The 18,735-nt window shown below is 58.7% G+C and carries 17 protein-coding genes; 9 read left to right on the top strand and 8 right to left on the bottom strand.

What is annotated here, in order from left to right; translation table 11 throughout:
- Window positions 1-30: 30 nt before the first annotated feature.
- From D4754_RS22365 to D4754_RS22345, 5 genes are all read right to left on the bottom strand, one after another.
- Window positions 31-249: a permease gene (locus tag D4754_RS22365; RefSeq protein WP_240453983.1), complete on the bottom strand. Its 219-nt coding sequence runs from the start codon at window positions 247-249 to the stop codon at window positions 31-33.
- An 86-nt stretch (window positions 250-335) separates the two neighbouring features.
- Window positions 336-1,100, bottom strand: coding sequence for a MauE/DoxX family redox-associated membrane protein (locus D4754_RS22360; RefSeq protein WP_205589694.1), 765 nt, complete (start codon window positions 1,098-1,100; stop codon window positions 336-338).
- A gap of 22 nt (window positions 1,101-1,122) precedes the next feature.
- Complete coding sequence (locus D4754_RS22355; RefSeq protein ID WP_121068244.1) at window positions 1,123-1,992, bottom strand: DUF305 domain-containing protein; 870 nt, start codon at window positions 1,990-1,992, stop codon at window positions 1,123-1,125.
- A 108-nt stretch (window positions 1,993-2,100) separates the two neighbouring features.
- A complete protein-coding gene (gene cueR, locus D4754_RS22350; protein ID WP_037239910.1) occupies window positions 2,101-2,520 on the bottom strand; it encodes a Cu(I)-responsive transcriptional regulator in 420 nt (139 codons plus the stop codon).
- Window positions 2,521-2,539: 19 nt separating this feature from the next.
- On the bottom strand, window positions 2,540-5,050 hold the full coding sequence (locus D4754_RS22345) for a heavy metal translocating P-type ATPase (RefSeq protein WP_121068242.1): 2,511 nt from the start codon (window positions 5,048-5,050) through the stop codon (window positions 2,540-2,542).
- 138 nt (window positions 5,051-5,188) lie between these two features.
- Here D4754_RS22345 and D4754_RS22340 point away from each other — a divergent pair, with 138 nt between their 5' ends.
- The 9 genes from D4754_RS22340 to D4754_RS22295 all read left to right on the top strand — a co-directional run bounded on the left by D4754_RS22340 (window position 5,189) and on the right by D4754_RS22295 (window position 13,627).
- Entirely contained in the window at window positions 5,189-5,398 is a 210-nt protein-coding gene (locus D4754_RS22340) for a heavy-metal-associated domain-containing protein (RefSeq protein ID WP_114512829.1), read from the top strand.
- A 172-nt stretch (window positions 5,399-5,570) separates the two neighbouring features.
- Window positions 5,571-5,987, top strand: coding sequence for a hypothetical protein (locus D4754_RS22335; protein ID WP_037929545.1), 417 nt, complete (start codon window positions 5,571-5,573; stop codon window positions 5,985-5,987).
- A 294-nt stretch (window positions 5,988-6,281) separates the two neighbouring features.
- Window positions 6,282-7,745 carry a TolC family protein gene (locus D4754_RS22325; RefSeq protein ID WP_121068238.1) on the top strand — a complete coding sequence of 488 codons (1,464 nt, stop codon included), beginning with the start codon at window positions 6,282-6,284 and terminating at the stop codon, window positions 7,743-7,745.
- 11 nt (window positions 7,746-7,756) lie between these two features.
- On the top strand, window positions 7,757-9,115 hold the full coding sequence (locus tag D4754_RS22320; RefSeq protein ID WP_007120886.1) for a multicopper oxidase family protein: 1,359 nt from the start codon (window positions 7,757-7,759) through the stop codon (window positions 9,113-9,115).
- A 46-nt stretch (window positions 9,116-9,161) separates the two neighbouring features.
- Window positions 9,162-9,878 carry a copper-binding protein gene (locus D4754_RS22315; protein ID WP_037929554.1) on the top strand — a complete coding sequence of 239 codons (717 nt, stop codon included), beginning with the start codon at window positions 9,162-9,164 and terminating at the stop codon, window positions 9,876-9,878.
- Between the two features lie 109 nt (window positions 9,879-9,987).
- A complete protein-coding gene (locus tag D4754_RS22310; RefSeq protein WP_121068236.1) occupies window positions 9,988-10,521 on the top strand; it encodes a cupredoxin domain-containing protein in 534 nt (177 codons plus the stop codon).
- Window positions 10,522-10,530: 9 nt separating this feature from the next.
- Complete coding sequence (locus D4754_RS22305) at window positions 10,531-11,835, top strand: ABC transporter transmembrane domain-containing protein (protein WP_121068234.1); 1,305 nt, start codon at window positions 10,531-10,533, stop codon at window positions 11,833-11,835.
- A 29-nt stretch (window positions 11,836-11,864) separates the two neighbouring features.
- A complete protein-coding gene (locus D4754_RS22300; protein WP_338031164.1) occupies window positions 11,865-12,290 on the top strand; it encodes a c-type cytochrome in 426 nt (141 codons plus the stop codon).
- A 95-nt stretch (window positions 12,291-12,385) separates the two neighbouring features.
- Window positions 12,386-13,627: a sialidase family protein gene (locus tag D4754_RS22295; RefSeq protein ID WP_233501511.1), complete on the top strand. Its 1,242-nt coding sequence runs from the start codon at window positions 12,386-12,388 to the stop codon at window positions 13,625-13,627.
- Window positions 13,628-13,677: 50 nt separating this feature from the next.
- On the opposite strand, the gene D4754_RS22290 is transcribed toward D4754_RS22295, so the two are convergent.
- The 3 genes from D4754_RS22290 to D4754_RS22280 are packed head-to-tail and all read right to left on the bottom strand — an operon-like array spanning window position 13,678 to window position 18,694.
- A complete protein-coding gene (locus tag D4754_RS22290) occupies window positions 13,678-16,827 on the bottom strand; it encodes an efflux RND transporter permease subunit (protein ID WP_114276240.1) in 3,150 nt (1,049 codons plus the stop codon).
- Window positions 16,824-18,260 (bottom strand): efflux RND transporter periplasmic adaptor subunit, encoded by a 1,437-nt coding sequence (locus D4754_RS22285; RefSeq protein WP_007120879.1) that lies wholly within the window; start codon window positions 18,258-18,260, stop codon window positions 16,824-16,826. Before D4754_RS22285 ends, D4754_RS22290 begins: the two co-directional genes overlap by 4 nt.
- Window positions 18,257-18,694 carry a FixH family protein gene (locus D4754_RS22280; protein ID WP_205589693.1) on the bottom strand — a complete coding sequence of 146 codons (438 nt, stop codon included), beginning with the start codon at window positions 18,692-18,694 and terminating at the stop codon, window positions 18,257-18,259. Before D4754_RS22280 ends, D4754_RS22285 begins: the two co-directional genes overlap by 4 nt.
- Window positions 18,695-18,735 lie beyond the last annotated feature (41 nt).

Here is an 18,735-nt window from a genome sequence, read left to right as displayed (position 1 = left end):
GAAACGTAAAATACCACGTCGGATTACGCTTCATCCTACTGGAATCCTGTAAGAACTTTTTGATGAAACGGCAAAGCAATTGCGACAGCCTGCCTTCCTGGCACCACGATCACCCAGAACACGCGCCATCTGATCCCGTGTCACGAAGATCTGGATGCCTGCGGAGATGATATAGCCAAAGATCAGCGCCCAGAGCGCTTTCCAGAGCATGCCCGCCCCGGTCGTGAATGCTTCGATCATCTGGTCCATTCAGCCTAACCTTTTTCGCAGTGCTGTCTGACCTGTGCACCTGTCGGGAGAACGGGTCTGAGGGATGTGAAAAAGGAGCCCGCCTTTCAGCCGATCAGATACACCCTGATCGGCATCCAAATCCCCATGACCATCATCATCAGGTTCTCTGTGAGCGAGACAAAGCCGAGCGGTACGTTGCTGTCGCCGCCGACGCAGGCGCATTTCAATTCACGCTTGTCGATATAGACCGCCTTGAAAACCGATACTGCGCCAACAGTGCCGATGAACAGGGCCACCGGTGCCGAAAGCCAAGTCAGCGCCCCGGCGACCATGAGGATGCCTGCGAACGCCTCTCCGAACGGATAGATCTTGCCATATCGCACCCACCGACGCGCCAGCAGGTCGTAGTTCAGGAACATGGTCGAAAAACTTTCGACATCCTGAAGTTTCTGTACGGCCAGAAAGCACATCGAGATGGAAATGAACCATTCCAGGGCGCGCAGGGTGAAAATGTTCTCGAAGCTGTACCACGACAAACCGAGCGCCATCAGGAACGCGACGGCAAAGATCGTGATCACCGGCTGGTAGGACGTGTCCGAGCGTTCGTCTTCCGGCGCATCGATGCCGAAATGGACCCGAAGGTCGTCATATCCGCCGATCCGCTCGTCCCCGATCCAGGTTTGCGGGGTTGTTTCGACGCCGTGCTCTTCCATGAACGCGTCGGTTTCCTCACGCGTTGTCAAAGGGTGATCCTCGACCTCGAAACCCTCGCGCTCCAACAGGTCCTTGGATTTGAGTCCATAGGGACAGAGGTGGTCGGGCATCACCATCCGGTAAAGCCTGGCAGTCTGGGTTGTGTCCTTTGGCATGTCATATCCTCCGTTTCAGGGTTCAGGCGTCGCAGCCATAAAAGCCGCGATAGCCTGCCCGCAGGCCGGCATCGAGTTCGAGAACGAGGTTGGCGTCCTGCATTTCACCGCTGTTTTGCAGCGCCGCATCCCCGTCCGGGGCACTGAGGGCCACGGACATTCCTTCGGCGCTCAGGGTGCCGGTGCCGTCGGTTGAACCAAGTCGCACCAGATCGCCGCTGATCTTGGCCAGCGCCGCCGGGGCGCCGTCGATCTCTCCCGCGGCAAGCACAGGGTTGCTGGTCGCGGTATACTTGAAGGTGCAGATGGCCCCATCCGGGAAAAGCTGCGCGATCTCATCGCCGGTCAGGAATTCCAGATCGAGGATGGCGATTTCAGCGGATGAGAGTGCCTCGTTCAGATCGACGATGCGGGCCGGACGATCCGGGCCCTCATCGGCCGCGTCACCATTCGCGTCGATGTCATTCACCAGATACCGCATCTCGGCGATTTCCTTGTCCTGGGCAAAGATGATCTCGTCGGCCAGTTTGCGCACCCTCGGGTCAGAAATGTTGGCGCGGCTCGACGTCATGATCGCGATCGAATGGTGCGGGATCATTGCCTTCATGTAGCTGGTATCGCCCACGGTCACCTGGCTCCGGACCAGCCAGAGGGATCCGGCAAACACCACGGCACCGCCAATAAAGATGGCAGCGTTGATCGCCTTGCTGGAGTACATCGACAGCATGAAGCCCAGCATGATGATCGCCATTGTGGCTCCCATCAGCACGGCCATATAGGCCCGCGTTTCGGACCAGAAGATATGGCTCAGCAGATAGGTGTTGAGATACATCAGGATGAACATCACCGCCGTGGATGTGGTGATCATCGCGAAAAAGCGTAGGTATGTCATTGGCGACCTCCAGTCTCGAAAAATTGATGACCTAAAGGAGGAACAACTTTACTGCGCTGGAATGTTCCGTGGCTTTTCGGGAAAGTCCGGCTTTTGCAGACGTCAGAGCTACCCGGACGCCTTGCTGATACTGCCCGCCTTATGTTCCATCGCCAGATCGGCCAAGATGGGGCAATCGGGGCGGTGATCACCCGCGCATGCATCCACAAGATGCGACAGAGTAGCGCGCATCTCGGTCAGTTCGGCGATCTTGCTGTCAATCCGATCAAGGTGCTCTTCGGCAATCTGCTTTACCTCGGCACTGGCGCGGTCAGTATCGGCATAGAGCTTCAGCAGGCTCCGGCAATCCTCGATGGTGAATCCAAGGGCCCGTGCCCGGCCGAGAAAGGCCAGCTTGTGCACGTCGCTTTGCCGAAAGCTGCGATAGCCATTTGAACTGCGCAGCGGTTCGACAAGACCGATGTCTTCGTAGTAGCGGATCGTTTTGGCGGGAAGGCCGGAAAGGTCGGCCACATCTCCGATGTTCATGATCGTTTCCTCCTGGAGTTCATTCAGCTGGAACAGGGGATGCCGAGGCTTCGGAGACGGGGCGCACCGTTTCGTCCATCGCCGGGCGCAGGCGGCGCAGCCGCAGCGCATTCGTCAGCACGAAGACAGAGCTGAGTGCCATCGCACCTGCTGCCAGAACGGGTGAGAGCAGAAGTCCTGACACCGGATAAAGCACGCCCGCCGCAACCGGGATCAGGGCGACGTTGTATCCAAATGCCCAGAAAAGGTTCTGGCGGATGTTGCGCATGGTGCTCCGCGACACCTCGAGGGCGTTCACGACGCCGCGCAGATCGCCTGACATCAGCACCACATCTGCGGATTCGATGGCCACGTCTGTACCGGTGCCGATCGCGATACCCACGTCCGAATGGGCAAGCGCGGGTGCGTCGTTGATCCCGTCGCCAACGAACGCGATGCGCTTGCCCGCGCCGCGCAAATCTTCCAGCGCCGCCACCTTGCCGTCGGGGAGAACGCCAGCGATCACATGGTCGATGCCGGTTTCGCGGGCAATAGCTTCTGCCGTTTCGCGCTTGTCACCGGTGATCATGGCAACCTTCAGTCCCTGTGCGTGCAAGGCGCGGATTGCAGCGGCGCTGGACGGCTTCACGGGATCGGCTACTGCAATGACGGCGGCGACACGACCGTCAATTGCAGCGAAAAGTGCGGTGCGGCCCTGTTCGGCCAGCCGACGCTCCTCGTCGGCCAGATCGCCGATTGTCAGCCCCTCGCGGGTCATCAGGCGGTCGGCCCCGACAAGCACCTCGCGGCCCGCCACTTTTGCCCGCACGCCGTGGCCGGTGATGGATTCAAAATCCTTGGCGTCATGCCGCGCGACGCCCTCGACCTTTGCCGCGCGCACGATTGCCTCGGCGATCGGGTGTTCCGATTGCGCCTCGACAGCGGCGACCAATGCCAGCACCTCGGCGCGGTCAAAGCCGTCCGCAAGCACGAGATCTGTCAGTTCCGGGCGGCCCTGGGTGACCGTTCCGGTCTTGTCCAGCGCCACCACATCCACGCTTGAAAGCTGTTGCAAGGCATCGCCCTTGCGGAAGAGCACGCCCATCTCGGCGGCACGTCCCGTGCCAACCATGATCGACGTGGGCGTGGCGAGCCCCATCGCGCAGGGGCAGGCGATGATCAGCACGGAGACGCCGGCCACCAAAGCAAAGGACAGCGCGGGCGAAGGACCGACCAACAGCCAGACAATCACCGTCAACAGCGCCAATGCCATGACTGCGGGCACGAACCAGAGCGTGATCCGGTCCACCAGCCCTTGGATCGGCAGCTTGGCGCCCTGCGCCTCTTCGACCATCCGGATGATCTGGGCCAGCGTCGTGTCGGCGCCAACACGCGTCGCGCGGAACCGGAAGGCACCGCTGCCGTTGACCGTGCCGCCGGTGACGGGATCGCCCACGGATTTGGCGACCGGCACCGGTTCGCCGGTGATCATGCTCTCGTCCACACGGGCACTGCCTTCGGTCAGCTCACCATCCACTGCAATCCGCTCGCCGGGGCGCACGATCAGAATGTCGCCAGCGACGATGCGGTCGATGGCCACATCCTGCGGCTCTCCGTCAACCAGCACACGGGCCGTCTTTGCCTGAAGGCCCATCAGCTTCTGGATCGCAGCCCCGGTCCGGCCCTTGGCGCGGGCCTCCAGCCAGCGGCCCAGAAGGATCAACACCACGATCACCGCCGCCGCCTCGAAATAGACCGCGCGCGATCCCGCGGGCAGCAGCGTCGGTGCGAAAAGCGCCACAAGTGAATAGATGTAGGCCGCCGATGTGCCAACCGCGACAAGGCTGTTCATGTCCGGCGCGCCTTTCAACAGTGCCGGGAAACCGCGTGTGTAAAAAGTACGTCCTGGCCAGAGCAGGACTGCTGTGGTCAACACGAACTGGATCATCCAGCTGCTCCAGTGGCCGATGGTGTCACCGATCAGACCGTGCATGCCGGGGATCAGATGTGCGCCCATCTCAAGTAGAAACACCGGCAGGGCTAGTAGGGTCGCTGCCACGACAGTCCGTCGTGCCAGAACCCGCGCCTCTTCGTTCTTGCGGGCTCCTGCGTCTTGCGATGAACTATCTTCGGCCTGAGTAGCGGGGTAACCTGCGTCGCTGGCCGCCTTGATGAGGTCGACAACCGCGACCGCGCCCTCCAGATAGGTGACCGTAGCGGTTTCCGAGGCCAGGTTGACGTTCACGTCCAGCACGCCCGGCAGCACTGCCAGTGCCTTGTCCACCCGACCGACACACGAGGCACAGGACATGGATGAAATGTTCAGACGTACGCTCCGGGTTCGGGCCGGATAGCCGATCTCCTGAAGGGTCGTGGCGATTTCGGCGATGCGCTCCGCTGCGTCGATCTGCGCCTGGGCGGTCTCGTTGGCGAGATTGACACGGACATCGCTGACCCCCGGCAGAGCCGTGAGGCCACGTTCCACGCGCCCGACGCAGGAAGCGCAGGACATGTTTTGCAGGGAAAGCCGAAGGGTGCGCGGATCCGACATGAGAATCTCCTTGTTCTGATACTCCTGCAGATAGGGCCTCCAGTTACTGGAAGGTCAACAGGCATGTAGAATAAAATTCTGGCCATTGACCTTCCCGCGCCGGAACGCCTTACATGCATGTCGTCAAAGGAGATTGCGATGTTCAAATTCAGCGTACCGAACATGAGTTGCGGCCATTGTACCGCTTCCATCCAAAAGGCCATTATGGCGGCCGACCCAGATGCAACGGTTTCGTGCGATCTGACTGGACGTATCGTCGACGTCGACAGCACTCTGGATGAAACTGCATTGGCCGCAGCGATCCGCGATGCGGGCTACAGGTCTGAGAAGCTGGCAGAGGTTCAGTAGCCAAAATGCGTCAGCAACGCTCCGCTGGACGGAGATAGTGGCTCTCTCTATGTCGCTGATGTGCAACACTCTCTGACAGCAGCGGCCAAAACTCGCCTGTTTCAAAAAAAGCGACAAACCTTCCTGCGCAGGACGGATTGACTGTACTGCATCGCTCTCCGATATTCGCGGCATGAGCTTTCGAGTTTTCATATCAAGCTGGTCAAGGGCGTTTACGTGCATTGCGTTTGCGCTGGCATTGGTATTGTCACCACCTTCTGCCGCTCACGCGGCGTCCGGCATGCATGACGGACATCAAGCCAAGTCTATTGTTGTCGTTGGTGCCGCCATGACTCATGACACCGGAAGCGATGCGCATCACGCGCATGAGAAGCTTAGGGTCGCAAGCGACATCGCAGCGTCCGACAAGGATGGCAAAGAGCAACAATCCCAAGAGTGTTGCAACGGTATCTGTATTTCTGTCGTCTTCCTCGAAGACACCAAGATCGAAGCAGAGCCGGTTGGTACAAGTGAATATGTCATTCTCGACGGTCAAACGTATTCGGTGGAAACAGCAGGGTTCCTGCGGCCCCCTCGATTCCTGATCTGAACCGGCGCCCAAATCGGGTGTGAGCCTTGCGCAGATTCTGCGTGAGACAACGTTCACCAATCAGGTTACTTTCATGAAAACTCATCTACTTATGGGGGCTTCGGCCCTCGCACTTGGCGCATGTGCTTACGAGCCTACGCCACTGCCCATCGTGACGGCCCAACAGGCTGTTACAAATACTGCGGTCGCATCACCAATCAGGTATCAAGATCCGCTTGCCGGCTACACCTATCGTGGCCCCACCGGCCCACGTGATTGGCGCTCAGTCAACGAAGAACAGACGGAGGGCAACTGATGCGCGTTTCAAAATACCCGGTGATCGTTGGGTTTCCGTTACTCTTGGGCGCCTGCGCGACAGCCGTTCCCGGAGCCTATACCGAGCAAAAAGCCGGGTTTTCCAACGTGTCGAGCCAAACCGCTGCGGCGATCGGAAAACGCACCGCATTTGCTCAGACCCAAGCGGAAAACGTAGCGTTGACTCGTGAAGTAAAGAGCATGGTTTATCGTAAAACTATTTCCGCGGAAACTGCGGTTCAGGTAGCTCTACTCAACAACAAGGGTTTACAGGCGGCTTATGCAAACGTCGGATTGTCTGCTGCTGAGGCATGGCAACAGGCGACGCCCGAGAACCCAGTAGTTTCAATTGGACTGTTCGGCTTGGGTGCTCCGGAGCTGGGAGTGTATCGTAGTATCGAAGGTCTGATCCGAACGAATATCCTGGATGCGACGACCCGAAAGCAGCGTATGGCGATCGCAGAAGCCGCATTCCAGCAGGCCCAATTGACAGCCGTGAACGATACGCTTTCTCTGGCCGCTGAAACGCGGGCCGCCTGGATTGATACCGTGTCCGCTTTTGAGACGGTCAGTTATCTCAGACAAGCAAAGGCGACCTCCGATGCTGGCTCTGAATTGGCCCTTCGATTGGGAGAGACAGGGGCATTGAACAAGGCGGGCCAAGCGCGGGAGCAAGCCTTTAATGCCGAGCTTGCCGGCCAATTGGCTCAGGCGCGCCTCAACGCCGCCCGGTCTAAGGAGAACCTAACGAGATTGATGGGGCTATGGGGATCAGACCTTGAGTATTTCGTACCTGATGCTTTGCCGCCGCTTCCGGGATCGATTGGCCGTGTCTCAAACATCGAAGCCAAGGCTTTGGCAAATCGAGTTGATCTGCGCGTTGCTCAGTTAGGACTGGAGGCTCAAGCCCGTGCTTTCGGCCTTACGGACAAGACACGGATTGTGAGCGATCTTGAACTTGTTGCCGGGTTTGAAGCTGAGCGGGAACGCGAGGACGGCAACACTGAAACCGAAACCTTACCGCAACTCGAATTGGAATTTGCAATTCCAATTTATGATACTGGGCAGGCGCGCATGCGAAAAGCAGAGCTGATGTATCTGCAATCTGCAAACGTGTTGGCCGAAAAGGCGGTCAACGTTCGCTCAGAAGCGCGTGGAGCAGAAACCGCCTATCACGCATCCTACCGGATTGCGCGACATTACCGAGATGTTCTTGTTCCACTTCGTACCACTGTCGAGGAACAAGGTTTGCTGTCTTACAACGGTATGATCACCAACACATTCGAACTGCTTCAGGACGTGCGTGAGAAGCTAAGTACGTCTCTCGAAGCGGCAAATGCAAAACGCGAATTCTACTTGGCCCAAGCTGACCTGACCGCTGCCATTTACGGCGGTGGTGCAGGCAGTGCCGGTGCCGGTGGAGAAGGCGCAACACTTGCCGCCGGTGGCGGCGCAGGGCACTGAAAGGAACTGACATGTTGAACAGACGTCAATTACTCGGAGCCGGTGCGGCAGGTGCAACGCTGGTCTCTTCGAAAGCCTGGGGTCAAACCTTGAACATGGGATTGCCCGAAGCCGCGCAAATGGACAGTGCGGCAACGGCGATCACGGCGCGTCCCAATTCCGGGCCGGACTACACACCTGTGGTCACATTGAACGGATGGACCCTGCCACACCGGATGAACAACGGCGTGAAGGAATTTCACCTCGTGGCCGAACCGGTAGAACGCGAGCTTGCCGACGGCATGATCGCGCATTTGTGGGGCTACAACGGCCAATCCACCGGCCCGACGATCGAAGCTGTCGAAGGCGACCGGGTGCGCATCTACGTCACCAATAAGCTACCGGAAGGCACAACGGTACACTGGCACGGGCTGATTCTTCCGTCGGGCATGGATGGGGTCTCCGGGTTGAGCCATCCCAGCATCCCGCCGGGCAAAACCTTCGTCTACGAATTCGACTTGGTGAAGTCCGGAACGTTCATGTACCACCCCCACGGCGATGAAATGACCCAGATGGCGATGGGGATGATGGGCATGTTCGTGGTCCACCCCAAGGATCCCACATTCATGCCGGTAGATCGTGATTTCCTGATCATGCTGAATGCCTTCGACATCGATCCGGGTACCTATGTACCCCGCATCATGACGATGACGGATTTCAACCTTTGGACCTGGAACAGCCGGATCTTCCCCGACATCGATCCGCTGGTCGTGAACAAGGGCGACCGGGTGCGAGTACGGGTTGGGAACCTTACGATGACGAACCACCCGATCCATATGCACGGCTATGACTTCAAGGTCACCTGCACGGATGGCGGCTGGGTGCCGCCTGAAGCGCAGTGGCCGGAGGTCAGCATCGACATTCCCGTAGGTGCGATGCGCGCCTACGAATTCGTCGCCGATCATCTGGGAGATTGGGCGATCCATTGCCACAAATCTCACCATACGATGAACGCTATGGGCCATGACGTGCCGACGTTCATCGGGGTGAACAAGAAGCCGCTGACCCAGAAGATACGTCAATTCCAGCCGGAATACATGCCGATGGGCATGTCCGGCATGGGGGACATGGCAAAAATGGAAATGCCGCTGCCTGACAATACCATCCCGATGATGACGGGTTGGGGCCCGTACGGACCCATCGAGATGGGCGGCATGTTTTCGGTCGTGAAGGTGCGAGACGGCATCGACGCGGACGATTACTCCGATCCCGGCTGGTACGAAAATCCTCCGGGCGAGATGGCCTACGAATGGACCGGCGAATTACCCGAATTTGCCTCCAACAACAGCCCCAAGACCATTCTCACACCGAAACCAACCTCGAAGGGCTGAGCGGCCCTTCGTCAACTCCAACCAAACCAACCTACAGGACAATAAAATGAGAAATCTTCTTTTGACGACAAGCTTTGCGATCGCGTTATCAGCACCGGCCTTTGCTGCAGGTACACACGACGGTGGGCATGGGGAGAACAAGCCGGCCGCAATGATGGTCGGCATGCCGGGTGACGCCGCCAAGGTGGATCGTACAATCGACGTCACTTTGCTCGAAAACGATGAGGGCCAGATGCTGATCGAGAGTGAGCCGATGGATATCAAGGAGGGCGAAACCATCCGCTTCAACATCACCAACAAGGGTGAGCTGGAGCATGAATTCGTCCTCGACACGGTAGAGCGTAATGCCGAGCACAAGATCGAAATGGCCAAGATGGACATGGAACATGACGATCCGAACCGTATCCGTCTCGATGCGGGCGCCTCGGGCGAGGTTGTCTGGACTTTCGCAAATTCTGGCACATTCGAAGCAGCGTGCCTGATCCCGGGCCACTACGAATCGGGAATGCACCGTGAGGTCGCAGTCGGTGACCAGATGGCTCAGGCTGACGTGGAATACACAAGCGGCACCATCAAGAAAATCGACGCAAAGGCCGGCAAGGTCACAATTATCCACGGCCCTCTCGTCAACCTGGATATGCCGGCAATGACCATGGTGTTCCGCGCCGACGAGGCGATGGTGGCCAAGATGGCGGAAGGTCAGGACATCGAGTTCGTTGCCGACCGGGTCAAGGGTAAACTGACCGTCACGCAGATGAAGTAACTACTAACAATGGGGCCGGGGGTAAACACTCCGGCCCCATCGCCTTGATCGCTTAGCCCAAGCAAGCAAGAAGATCCCATAAAATCAAGCGCTACGGAGGTAGCCGAGCATGAAGAATTTCCTGAGAACCTGCACCATCGCCCTTGCGCTTGTCCTTCCGGCTTTTTCAGTGGGCGCTTCCAGTGGCAAGGGCCAGCAGCCTCACGCGCGAGCCTTCGAAGTGCCTGGCCATGATCCGATCGGGAAACCCGGTGATGGTTCCTCGATCGACAGGACGATTGAAATATCCATACGGGAGACGGAAAGCGGCTACATGCTTTTCGAGCCGGACGCACTCCACATCGAGAGCGGTTCAGTTGTCCGCTTTTTGATCAGCAATCTGGGCGGACTGGATCACGAGTTTTTCCTCGGTTCCTTTGACGAGGTCGCAAAACATCAGCAATGGATGCGCGAACATCCCGATATGCAGCATGACAGCGCCAACTCGGTTTCGATCCCTAGTGGACAAAATGCCGAGTTGATCTGGGAGTTCTCCGATATGACTAACCTGGAGTTCGTATGCTTGATCCCCGGCCACCGGGAAGCGGGCATGTGGGGCGTCATCATCGTCCACGATCACCTCGCACCGAAATCCAAGGGTTAGACATTTTCAATGTCACTCTCGGACAGGTATCACCTGCTTGTACACGACGTAGCTGCCGCCTTTGGGTACGACTACAACGATGTCACGCCAGACTGGGTGCACCCGTTCATTCATCTCATACTGGTCTTGGCGCCTGCGCTGCTGATCACCGTTGGCTCATATCTTGCTATTCGCGGCATTCTGAAGCTTTGGAAGTACCGCAGCACGCCTGCGATCCACCCAGAGCCCATACGAGGGCTCGAAGGAAGTCTTTTCAGCACCGTCTTGCGCTATTCAAGAAGGCAGCAGGCGTTGATGATCGTGGTTAGCCTCATCGCGATGCCTATTCTCTATCTGACCCTGGAACTGCCAAAACAGATCGTAAACAACGCTCTGGATTCAGGCCATTTCCCCATTGTCATACTGGGACAAGAGTTCGATCAGGTCGCTTTCCTCATGCTTCTTTGCGGTCTCTACCTTTTGGCTATCATCCTGAATGGGCTCAACAAATATGGCCTTAACGTCTTCAAAGGGTATGTCGCTGAGCGTTTTCTGCGGCGCTTTCGCCTACTGGTCTATCGGCAATGGCGCAGCGATCCAGACTTCGGAAACCAGAGTGAAATCGTTCCTATTCTCGCACAGGAAGTCGAGCCCATCGGAGGCTTCGCGGCAGATGTCCTTACGCTGCCAATCCTGCAGGGCGGTACGCTTTTGACGATCTTGTTTTTCATGTTCGTTCAAGACCCTGTCTTGGGTGCCGCCGCACTGACGGTACTGCCAATTCAGCTCGTGTTGCTGCCCAAGCTGCAGCGCCGGGTCAACGCGCTTTCGCGCACCAGGATCAAGGAAGTCCGACAGCTTGGCAGGCAGCTCAGCGATCAATTGCGCGAACGTCAGGTCTATCCGGCCGGGCTGCTCCCAGCGAGTGCAAGCTTCAGAGAACTTGAGCACGTGCGCAGGAAGATTTTCCGCCTGAAGTTCTTCATCAAGGCCCTCAACAATTTTCTGACCGCGCTGACGCCATTCCTGTTCTACTCTTTGGGTGGATATTTTGTCATCGAAGGTCGCATTACACTCGGCGCGTTGGTGGCCGTCCTGGCAGCACACAAGGACTTCTCGGCACCGCTGAAAGAGCTCTTCAGTTACTATCAGACGCTGGAAGACACGCGGATCCGGTACCAGGAAATCACGACCTTTTTCACTGGATCGATTCAGCGATCGGGGAAAGCTCAGGCAGACAACCCCAAGCTGGAAGAGGTCAGCCAATTCGAGGAAGCTACACTGAGTTACCCGGCTTTGTCTGTGAAGAGACAGGGGGCGATCGCAACATCATGAAGGAGTCTGATAGAATGTGATGGGCCGCGATATTTTTTGCTCTGGTCGCCATTGCTGCGGCGGGATGGTATTTCAAGCAGCAAACAGACTCCCAAACGGGCACCCGGACGGAGGAGGGCAGGGTGCTCCCTGCAGGTGCGCTTGCAACTGTCAAGCTGCCAAGCAGCTTGACCGAGCAGGAGCAAATTGGCGCAAGTGCTTATGATGCGGTCTGTGCCGCCTGCCACGGCCTGAATGGACAGGGTCAGGATGGCGTCGCTCCACCGCTCGTACACAAGATCTATGAGCCGAGCCATCACGGCGACATGGCGTTTGTCCTCGCGGCTCAAAATGGAGTTCGGGCGCATCATTGGAAATTTGGTAACATGCCAGCGGTTGAAGGCGTGACGCGATCAGATATTCTCGATATCGTGTCTTACATTCGTGCATTGCAGCGTGCCAACGGGATATATTGAGCCGTTTCGACGGTCAAAAGGGTGGAATTGGTTCGCGGGTAACTACCATTCTGTTCGCTGCGACATGGCGACAACTGTTGGGGAAAATTCTCTAGATGAGTAAGTGTCTCGCTGCATCGATTCTGATCCTTGCTGCATTTTTCGGATCTTCCACCGCAACTCATGCCGAGGAAACCGGCCTCTTTAGATTGACCGACCGCGCAGCACCGGTCGGCATCGGCGCCCGTGAACCATCACTTGCAACCTTGCCGGATGGCCGGATCATATTGAGCTGGACAGAAGAAAAAGGAGCCGAATCTGAAGTTCGCATGGCCATCCTCGATGGCAGTGAGTGGTCGGACGCTCGCACAATTCATAAATCGTCAAAGATTTACATCAACTGGGCCGATTTTCCATCGGTAGCGGTGCTGGCTGATGGCGGCCTGGCGGCACAATGGCTTAAACTGAATGGGGAGGGTGATTACCAATATGACGTCAATATCGCTTTTTCTAAAGATGAAGGCAGAAGCTGGACGGAACCGCTTGTTCCCCATGATGACAGATCACAACGCGAGCACGGTTTTGTTTCGTTGGTTCCCGATCAGTTTGGTGGGTTGACGGCGCTGTGGCTGGATGGCCGGGAGTATGACAGTCAAACAGAAGGCGAAAACTTCGAGAATGCGATGCAGCTGCGCGCACGACAGATCAACTCTGACGGAACGATGAAGCCAGAAAGCCTGTTGGACGCGCGCGCTTGTACTTGTTGTCAGACGTCCGCAGCGCGGACCGCTTCGGGCGATATCGTGGTGGTCTATCGTGATCGAACCGCCGATGAAATCCGCGACATTTCGATTGTTCGATCTACCGGAGGGGACTGGACGCAACCCCTCACTGTTCACGACGACGGATGGGAAATTGCCGGCTGCCCCGTAAATGGCCCAGCTGTTGATACGATGGACGACAAGGTGTCCGTCATCTGGTTCACTGCAGCTGAGAATAAACCGGAGGTTTATATCGCGTTTTCGGACGATGGCGGCGCGCAGTTTGACGAACCGCTCCGCATTGACCTCGGCACAGCCGCGGGACGGGTGGATGTTCTGCAAATGCCGGATGGAAGCGCATTGGCGCTCTGGATTGAATATGTGGGAGGCAGTGAAGCGATCGTCATGTGCCACATATCGCGAAGTACCGGATGCGCAGCGCCTCAGGCGCTCCATATCAATCGGGGCGGCGGATCGATCGGTTTTCCCCGAATGGCGCGCGGAGACGCCGGTACGTTTGTGGCCTGGACGCAGCCGACCGGCGGCGGGGACGGGGACACTACAATCCGCATGGTCGAAGTCGCGGTGACTCCATAGGTTTCGAGCATACATCTCAATATCCTATTGCTTGCTTGACGCCGTTGCCCTTATTCTGCGGCCCGCCCGAGGGCCAAATCAGGCACTGTACCGGCTTGCTTCAGGCTCCACCCTTTGATGATGGCATAAACCGCCGGAATGACGATCAGGGTCAGCAAGGTTGACGACACCATTCCCCCGATCATGGGCACTGCGATGCGCTGCATGATCTCGGACCCGGTGCCATGCGCCCAAAGGATCGGCATTAGGCCGGCCATGATTGCGACAACTGTCATCATCTTGGGGCGCACGCGGTCTACTGCACCCACCATGATCGCGGCGTGGAGCTCGTCGCGGGTCAGGTCCCTGTCGCCCGCGCGGGCACGCGCTTCATTCAACGCCTGATCGAGATAGATCAACATGATCACTCCGGTTTCAGCCGCCACCCCGGCCAGCGCGATAAACCCGACGGCCACCGCAACCGACATGTTGAAGCCCATGAACCACATGAGCCAAATGCCACCGACCAGAGCGAAAGGCAGCGACAGCATCACGATCAAGGTTTCCGTCAGGCGGCGGAAGTTTAGGTAAAGCAGCAGAAAGATCAGCGCCAGCGTCAGCGGCACAACAGTGGCCAGCCGCTGTTTCGCGCGTTCAAGGTATTCGAACTGACCGCTCCAGCCCAAAGAATAGCCGGGTGGCAGAGTGACGGAGGCCGCGACCGCCGCCTGAGCTTCGGCCACATAGCCGCCCAGATCGCGTCCGACGATATCGACAAAGATATATACGGCAAGCTGTCCGTTCTCGGTGCGGATCGACGTAGCTCCGCGGGTGCGTTCAATGGTGGCCACGTCCCCCAGCGGAATGGTGCCACCGCCCGGTAGTGCAACCTGAACCTCGCGCCCAATCGTCTCCGGATCAGACCGCAGTGTCGCCGGATAGCGCACTGCGACGTCGTAGCGCTCGCGCCCCTCGACGGTCTGCGTGATGGCCTTGGCCCCCAACGCCATGCCGATTACCTCTTGCACATCCTGCACCGACAGACCGTAGCGGCCAAGCGCTGTACGGTCTGGGGTGATGTCGAGGTAATAGCCGCCGATCACCCGTTCGGCATAGGCGCTGGTCGTTCCCGGCACCGTGCGTACCACGGCTTCGACCTCACGAGCCACTTTCTCCATCTCGGTCAGACTCGTGCCATAAACCTTGATACCGACCGGCGTGCGGATACCGGTGGACAGCATGTCGATCCGGGCGCGGATCGGCATAGTCCAAGCGTTCGATACGCCGGGAAATTGCAGGGCGGCATCCATTTCCTGCCGCAGGCTTTCGGTCGTCACACCGGGCCGCCATTCGTCTTCCGGCCGGAGCTGGATGATCGTCTCAAACATCTCGGTCGGCGCGGGATCGGTCGCGGTCAGGGCGCGGCCCGCCTTGCCGAAGACGGTCAGGACCTCGGGAAAGGTCTTGATGATGCGGTCTTGCGTCTGCATCAACTCGGCGGCCTTGGTGACTGACAGACCGGGCAAAGTGGTCGGCATATACATCAGCGTGCCCTCGTTCAGGACGGGCATGAACTCTGACCCCAACTGCCGCGCGGGCCAGATCGTGACCACCAGTGCGGCGAGAGCCACTATGATCGTGAGACTTTTGGCCTTCAGCACGGCGCGGATGATTGGGCGGTAAACGGCGATGAGTGCCCGATTCACCGGATTCCTGTGTTCAGGGATGATCCGGCCGCGCACGAAGACCACCATCAGCGCAGGCACCAGCGTCACCGACAGGAACGCCGCCGCCGCCATCGAAAACGTCTTGGTATAGGCCAGCGGGCCGAACATGCGTCCCTCCTGTCCTTCCAGTGCAAAGATCGGCAGGAACGATACGGTGATGATCAGCAGGCTGAAGAACAGTGCCGGGCCGACCTCGCTTGCGGCTTCGATCAGCACCTCGATGCGGGGCTTGTCGGGGGCAGCACGTTCCAGTTGCTTGTGCGCGTTCTCGATCATCACGATGGCGGCGTCGATCATTGCGCCGATGGCGATGGCAATGCCGCCGAGGCTCATGATATTGGCCCCGATCCCGAGGAATTTCATCGCGGTGAAAGCCATGAGCAATCCGATAGGCAGCATGATGATCGCTACGAGGGCCGACCGGACGTGCAACAGAAAAATGATCGTGACCCCGGCCACAACGAGACTTTCTTCGAGAAGCGTTGTTTTCAGCGTCTCTATTGCCGACAGGATCAGGTTGGACCTGTCATAGACCGGCACGATGTCGACCCCGTCCGGCAGGCTTTGAGCAACCACATCCAGTTCTGACTTGGCGTTTTCGATCACGTCCAGTGCATTGGCGCCCACCCGTTGCAGCACGATGCCGCTGGCCACCTCGCCCTCACCGTTCAACTCGGCGATGCCGCGGCGTTCATTGGGGACGATTTCGACCCGCGCCACGTCGCGCAGGCTGATCGGGACGCCGCCGATACTGCGCAGGGTGATGTTGCCGATATCCTCGGTCCCCGACAGATAGCCCCGTCCGCGTACCATGAATTCGAACTCGGAAAGCTCTACCGTGCGCCCGCCGGTGTCCATGTTGCTTTCAGAGATGGCCTTGCCGATGTCGGACAGCGTGAACCCCTGCGCCCGCATCCGCACCGGATCCACCGTGACCGAGTATTGCTTGACGAAGCCGCCGACGCTGGCCACTTCGGACACGCCCTCGGCACGGCTTGCACCAAAGCGGACGACCCAATCCTGCAACGACCGCAATTCGGCCAGCGACAGATTTTCTCCGGTGATCGCGTATTGGTAAACCCATCCGACCCCGGTCGCATCGGGACCGAGCGTGGGCGTCACGCCGTCCGGCAGGCGGGCTGCCGCGGCGTTCAGGTATTCCAGAACGCGAGACCGTGCCCAATAGGGGTCTACGCCGTCCTCGAAGATAATGTAGACAAAGGAAATGCCGAAGAACGAAAACCCCCGCACGACGCGGGATCGCGGCACCGTCAGCATCGCCGAAGTCAGCGGATAGGTGACCTGATCCTCGACGACCTGCGGAGCCTGGCCCGGATAATCGGTCAGCACGATCACCTGCACGTCAGACAGGTCGGGAATAGCGTCGATCGGCAAGTTGCGCAGTGACCAGACCCCTGCGGCGATGATCAGGGCCGTGGCAAAGAACACCAGAACAAGGTTGCGGGCGGACCATTCGATGACACGCGCGATCATTCGACTGCCTCCGGGGCGGTCAGCGCAGCCAGGGCTGCGTTCAGGTTGCTCTCCGCGTCGATCAGAAAGGTCGAGGTGGTGACGATCCGGTCGCCCTCGGCAATACCTTCGCGGACTTCCACCATCCCGGCGGCCTGCCGCCCCAGCACCACATCCTGCGGCACAAATTTCCCCTCTCCCATATCGCGGATCACCACCTGGCGATCGCCGGTGTCGATCACCGCCGTTTCCGGCACCTGCACCACGGGCGCACCGTCGCCCGTCGCCAAAACCACATCCGCGAACATGTTGACCAGCAAGCGACCCTCGGGGTTGGACAGATCGATGCGGACGCGTGCAGTCCGGGTCTGCATATCGACTTCAGGGTATATCTTGTCGATCAGGCCGCTGAAGGTCTCGCCCGGCAGGCCTGGGAAGGTGATCGTCGCAGCGTTTCCATCCGAAAGGCCCGCGAGCGCAGATTCCGGCACGTCCGCCATGACCCAGACAACCGATGTATCGGCAATACGAAACAGCGTTTCTCCAGCCTCTGACATCATGCCTTCGACGGCCATCCGTTCGAGTACCACGCCCGACCGCGGTGCCATCAGAGTGATTTGCACCGGCGTACGCCTTTCCGCCGCGATCTTGTCGATGACGGCTGCTGGGACGCCCAGATTTGCCAGCCTTTGGCGGCTGCCTTCGACCCTCCCTTCACCGCCCCGAAGGTCGGAAACATATTGCGCCGCAGCGGCGACGACCTCTGGGGAATAGAGCATCGCCAGCGGTTCGCCCGCTTCAACGATTGATCCGGTCGTTACATCCTCAACTTCTTCGATGAACGCATCCGCACGCAATGAAATGACGCTGACTCTACGGTCGTCCAGCGCGACGATCCCCGGCGCACGCACTGTTGTTGCCATGGGATCAAACACTGCAATTGACGTACGCACGCCCGTGCGTTGCAGCTTGCCGGGCGATACGGTCACTGATCCGGCATCGCTTACCTCGTCGGCATAGACGGGCAGGTAGTCCATCCCCATGGAATCCAGCTTTGGCACCGGCGACGTATCAGGCAGGCCCATCGGGTGGCGGTAGTAGAGTAGGGTTCGTTCGCCACTCTCTGCCTCTAGAGGCGTGATCGCCTCTGGATCAAACGATACGTCTTCGTTCGCCAGGACCGGCAAAAAGGACTTTCCATCGGCAGTCTCGGTCGACGCGGCGGACCATTCGGCGAGACCGTCAGGGTGTCGGTAGTAGATGACCGGGCCTGTCGGCGTTCGGGTTGCGGCTGGCATTGCTTCAGCTTGCCGTCCCATCAGCGCGGTGAATTGCGTCTGCGCCACATTTGCCAGCATAGCAGGCGTCCAACCCTTGACGCCTGCCGCGAGGCCCGCCCATCCAGCCGCGCCGCCAACCACGCCGATAAGCACCAATTTGCCAAAGACGCTCATGGCAGCACCTCGAGCACGATTTGCGCCTGAACAGTTTCAGGTTCGCCCTGCACCTTGGCCGCAACGGAAAACCGCCAGTTTCCGTCCATCGTCAGATCGGCGGAAAAGCGATAGAGACCCGGCTCTTCGCCGGGCAACGCCAAGACCGTCGAAGTCATCGTCTCCATGCCGTCCGGCTCCATATCCAGCCTTGTGGCAAAGATGACGGCGCCTTCGACGGGCGCATTGGTGCGGGTATCAATCAGACGAAGCTCCAGAACCGCGCCGTCTCCGAAGGGATAGGTCGTTTCGACGAGAACAAGGTTGTAATCAGATGCAGCCGCCTGTGCTATCGGCACGGAGAGCTGGGTCGCAACCACGAGGGTCGCAAGAAAGGTGGGGATATAACGGAGCATGATACGCCTATTTTGACGGGCAACGGGAACGCCAGCCATCGTATCGACCCTGAGTCTATACGTTACATCGGCGCGTGGAT

This window comes from Chachezhania antarctica (assembly GCF_003646465.1).
Taxonomy (GTDB): domain Bacteria; phylum Pseudomonadota; class Alphaproteobacteria; order Rhodobacterales; family Rhodobacteraceae; genus Chachezhania; species Chachezhania antarctica.
This window is presented reverse-complemented; position numbering and strand designations above follow the sequence as displayed.

Bases quoted from the DNA above. Each gene is read 5' to 3' on its own strand.
- D4754_RS22365 (WP_240453983.1), bottom strand. From the start codon at position 249: ATGGACCAGATGATCGAAGCATTCACGACCGGGGCGGGCATGCTCTGG.
- D4754_RS22345 (WP_121068242.1), bottom strand. From the start codon at position 5,050: ATGTCGGATCCGCGCACCCTTCGGCTTTCCCTGCAAAACATGTCCTGC.
- D4754_RS22290 (WP_114276240.1), bottom strand. From the start codon at position 16,827: ATGATCGCGCGTGTCATCGAATGGTCCGCCCGCAACCTTGTTCTGGTG.
- D4754_RS22355 (WP_121068244.1), bottom strand. From the start codon at position 1,992: ATGACATACCTACGCTTTTTCGCGATGATCACCACATCCACGGCGGTG.
- D4754_RS22295 (WP_233501511.1), top strand. From the start codon at position 12,386: ATGAGTAAGTGTCTCGCTGCATCGATTCTGATCCTTGCTGCATTTTTC.
- D4754_RS22320 (WP_007120886.1), top strand. From the start codon at position 7,757: ATGTTGAACAGACGTCAATTACTCGGAGCCGGTGCGGCAGGTGCAACG.
- D4754_RS22280 (WP_205589693.1), bottom strand. From the start codon at position 18,694: ATGGCTGGCGTTCCCGTTGCCCGTCAAAATAGGCGTATCATGCTCCGT.
- D4754_RS22310 (WP_121068236.1), top strand. From the start codon at position 9,988: ATGAAGAATTTCCTGAGAACCTGCACCATCGCCCTTGCGCTTGTCCTT.
- D4754_RS22340 (WP_114512829.1), top strand. From the start codon at position 5,189: ATGTTCAAATTCAGCGTACCGAACATGAGTTGCGGCCATTGTACCGCT.
- D4754_RS22335 (WP_037929545.1), top strand. From the start codon at position 5,571: ATGAGCTTTCGAGTTTTCATATCAAGCTGGTCAAGGGCGTTTACGTGC.
- D4754_RS22285 (WP_007120879.1), bottom strand. From the start codon at position 18,260: ATGAGCGTCTTTGGCAAATTGGTGCTTATCGGCGTGGTTGGCGGCGCG.
- cueR (WP_037239910.1), bottom strand. From the start codon at position 2,520: ATGAACATCGGAGATGTGGCCGACCTTTCCGGCCTTCCCGCCAAAACG.
- D4754_RS22305 (WP_121068234.1), top strand. From the start codon at position 10,531: ATGTCACTCTCGGACAGGTATCACCTGCTTGTACACGACGTAGCTGCC.
- D4754_RS22360 (WP_205589694.1), bottom strand. From the start codon at position 1,100: ATGCCAAAGGACACAACCCAGACTGCCAGGCTTTACCGGATGGTGATG.
- D4754_RS22325 (WP_121068238.1), top strand. From the start codon at position 6,282: ATGCGCGTTTCAAAATACCCGGTGATCGTTGGGTTTCCGTTACTCTTG.
- D4754_RS22315 (WP_037929554.1), top strand. From the start codon at position 9,162: ATGAGAAATCTTCTTTTGACGACAAGCTTTGCGATCGCGTTATCAGCA.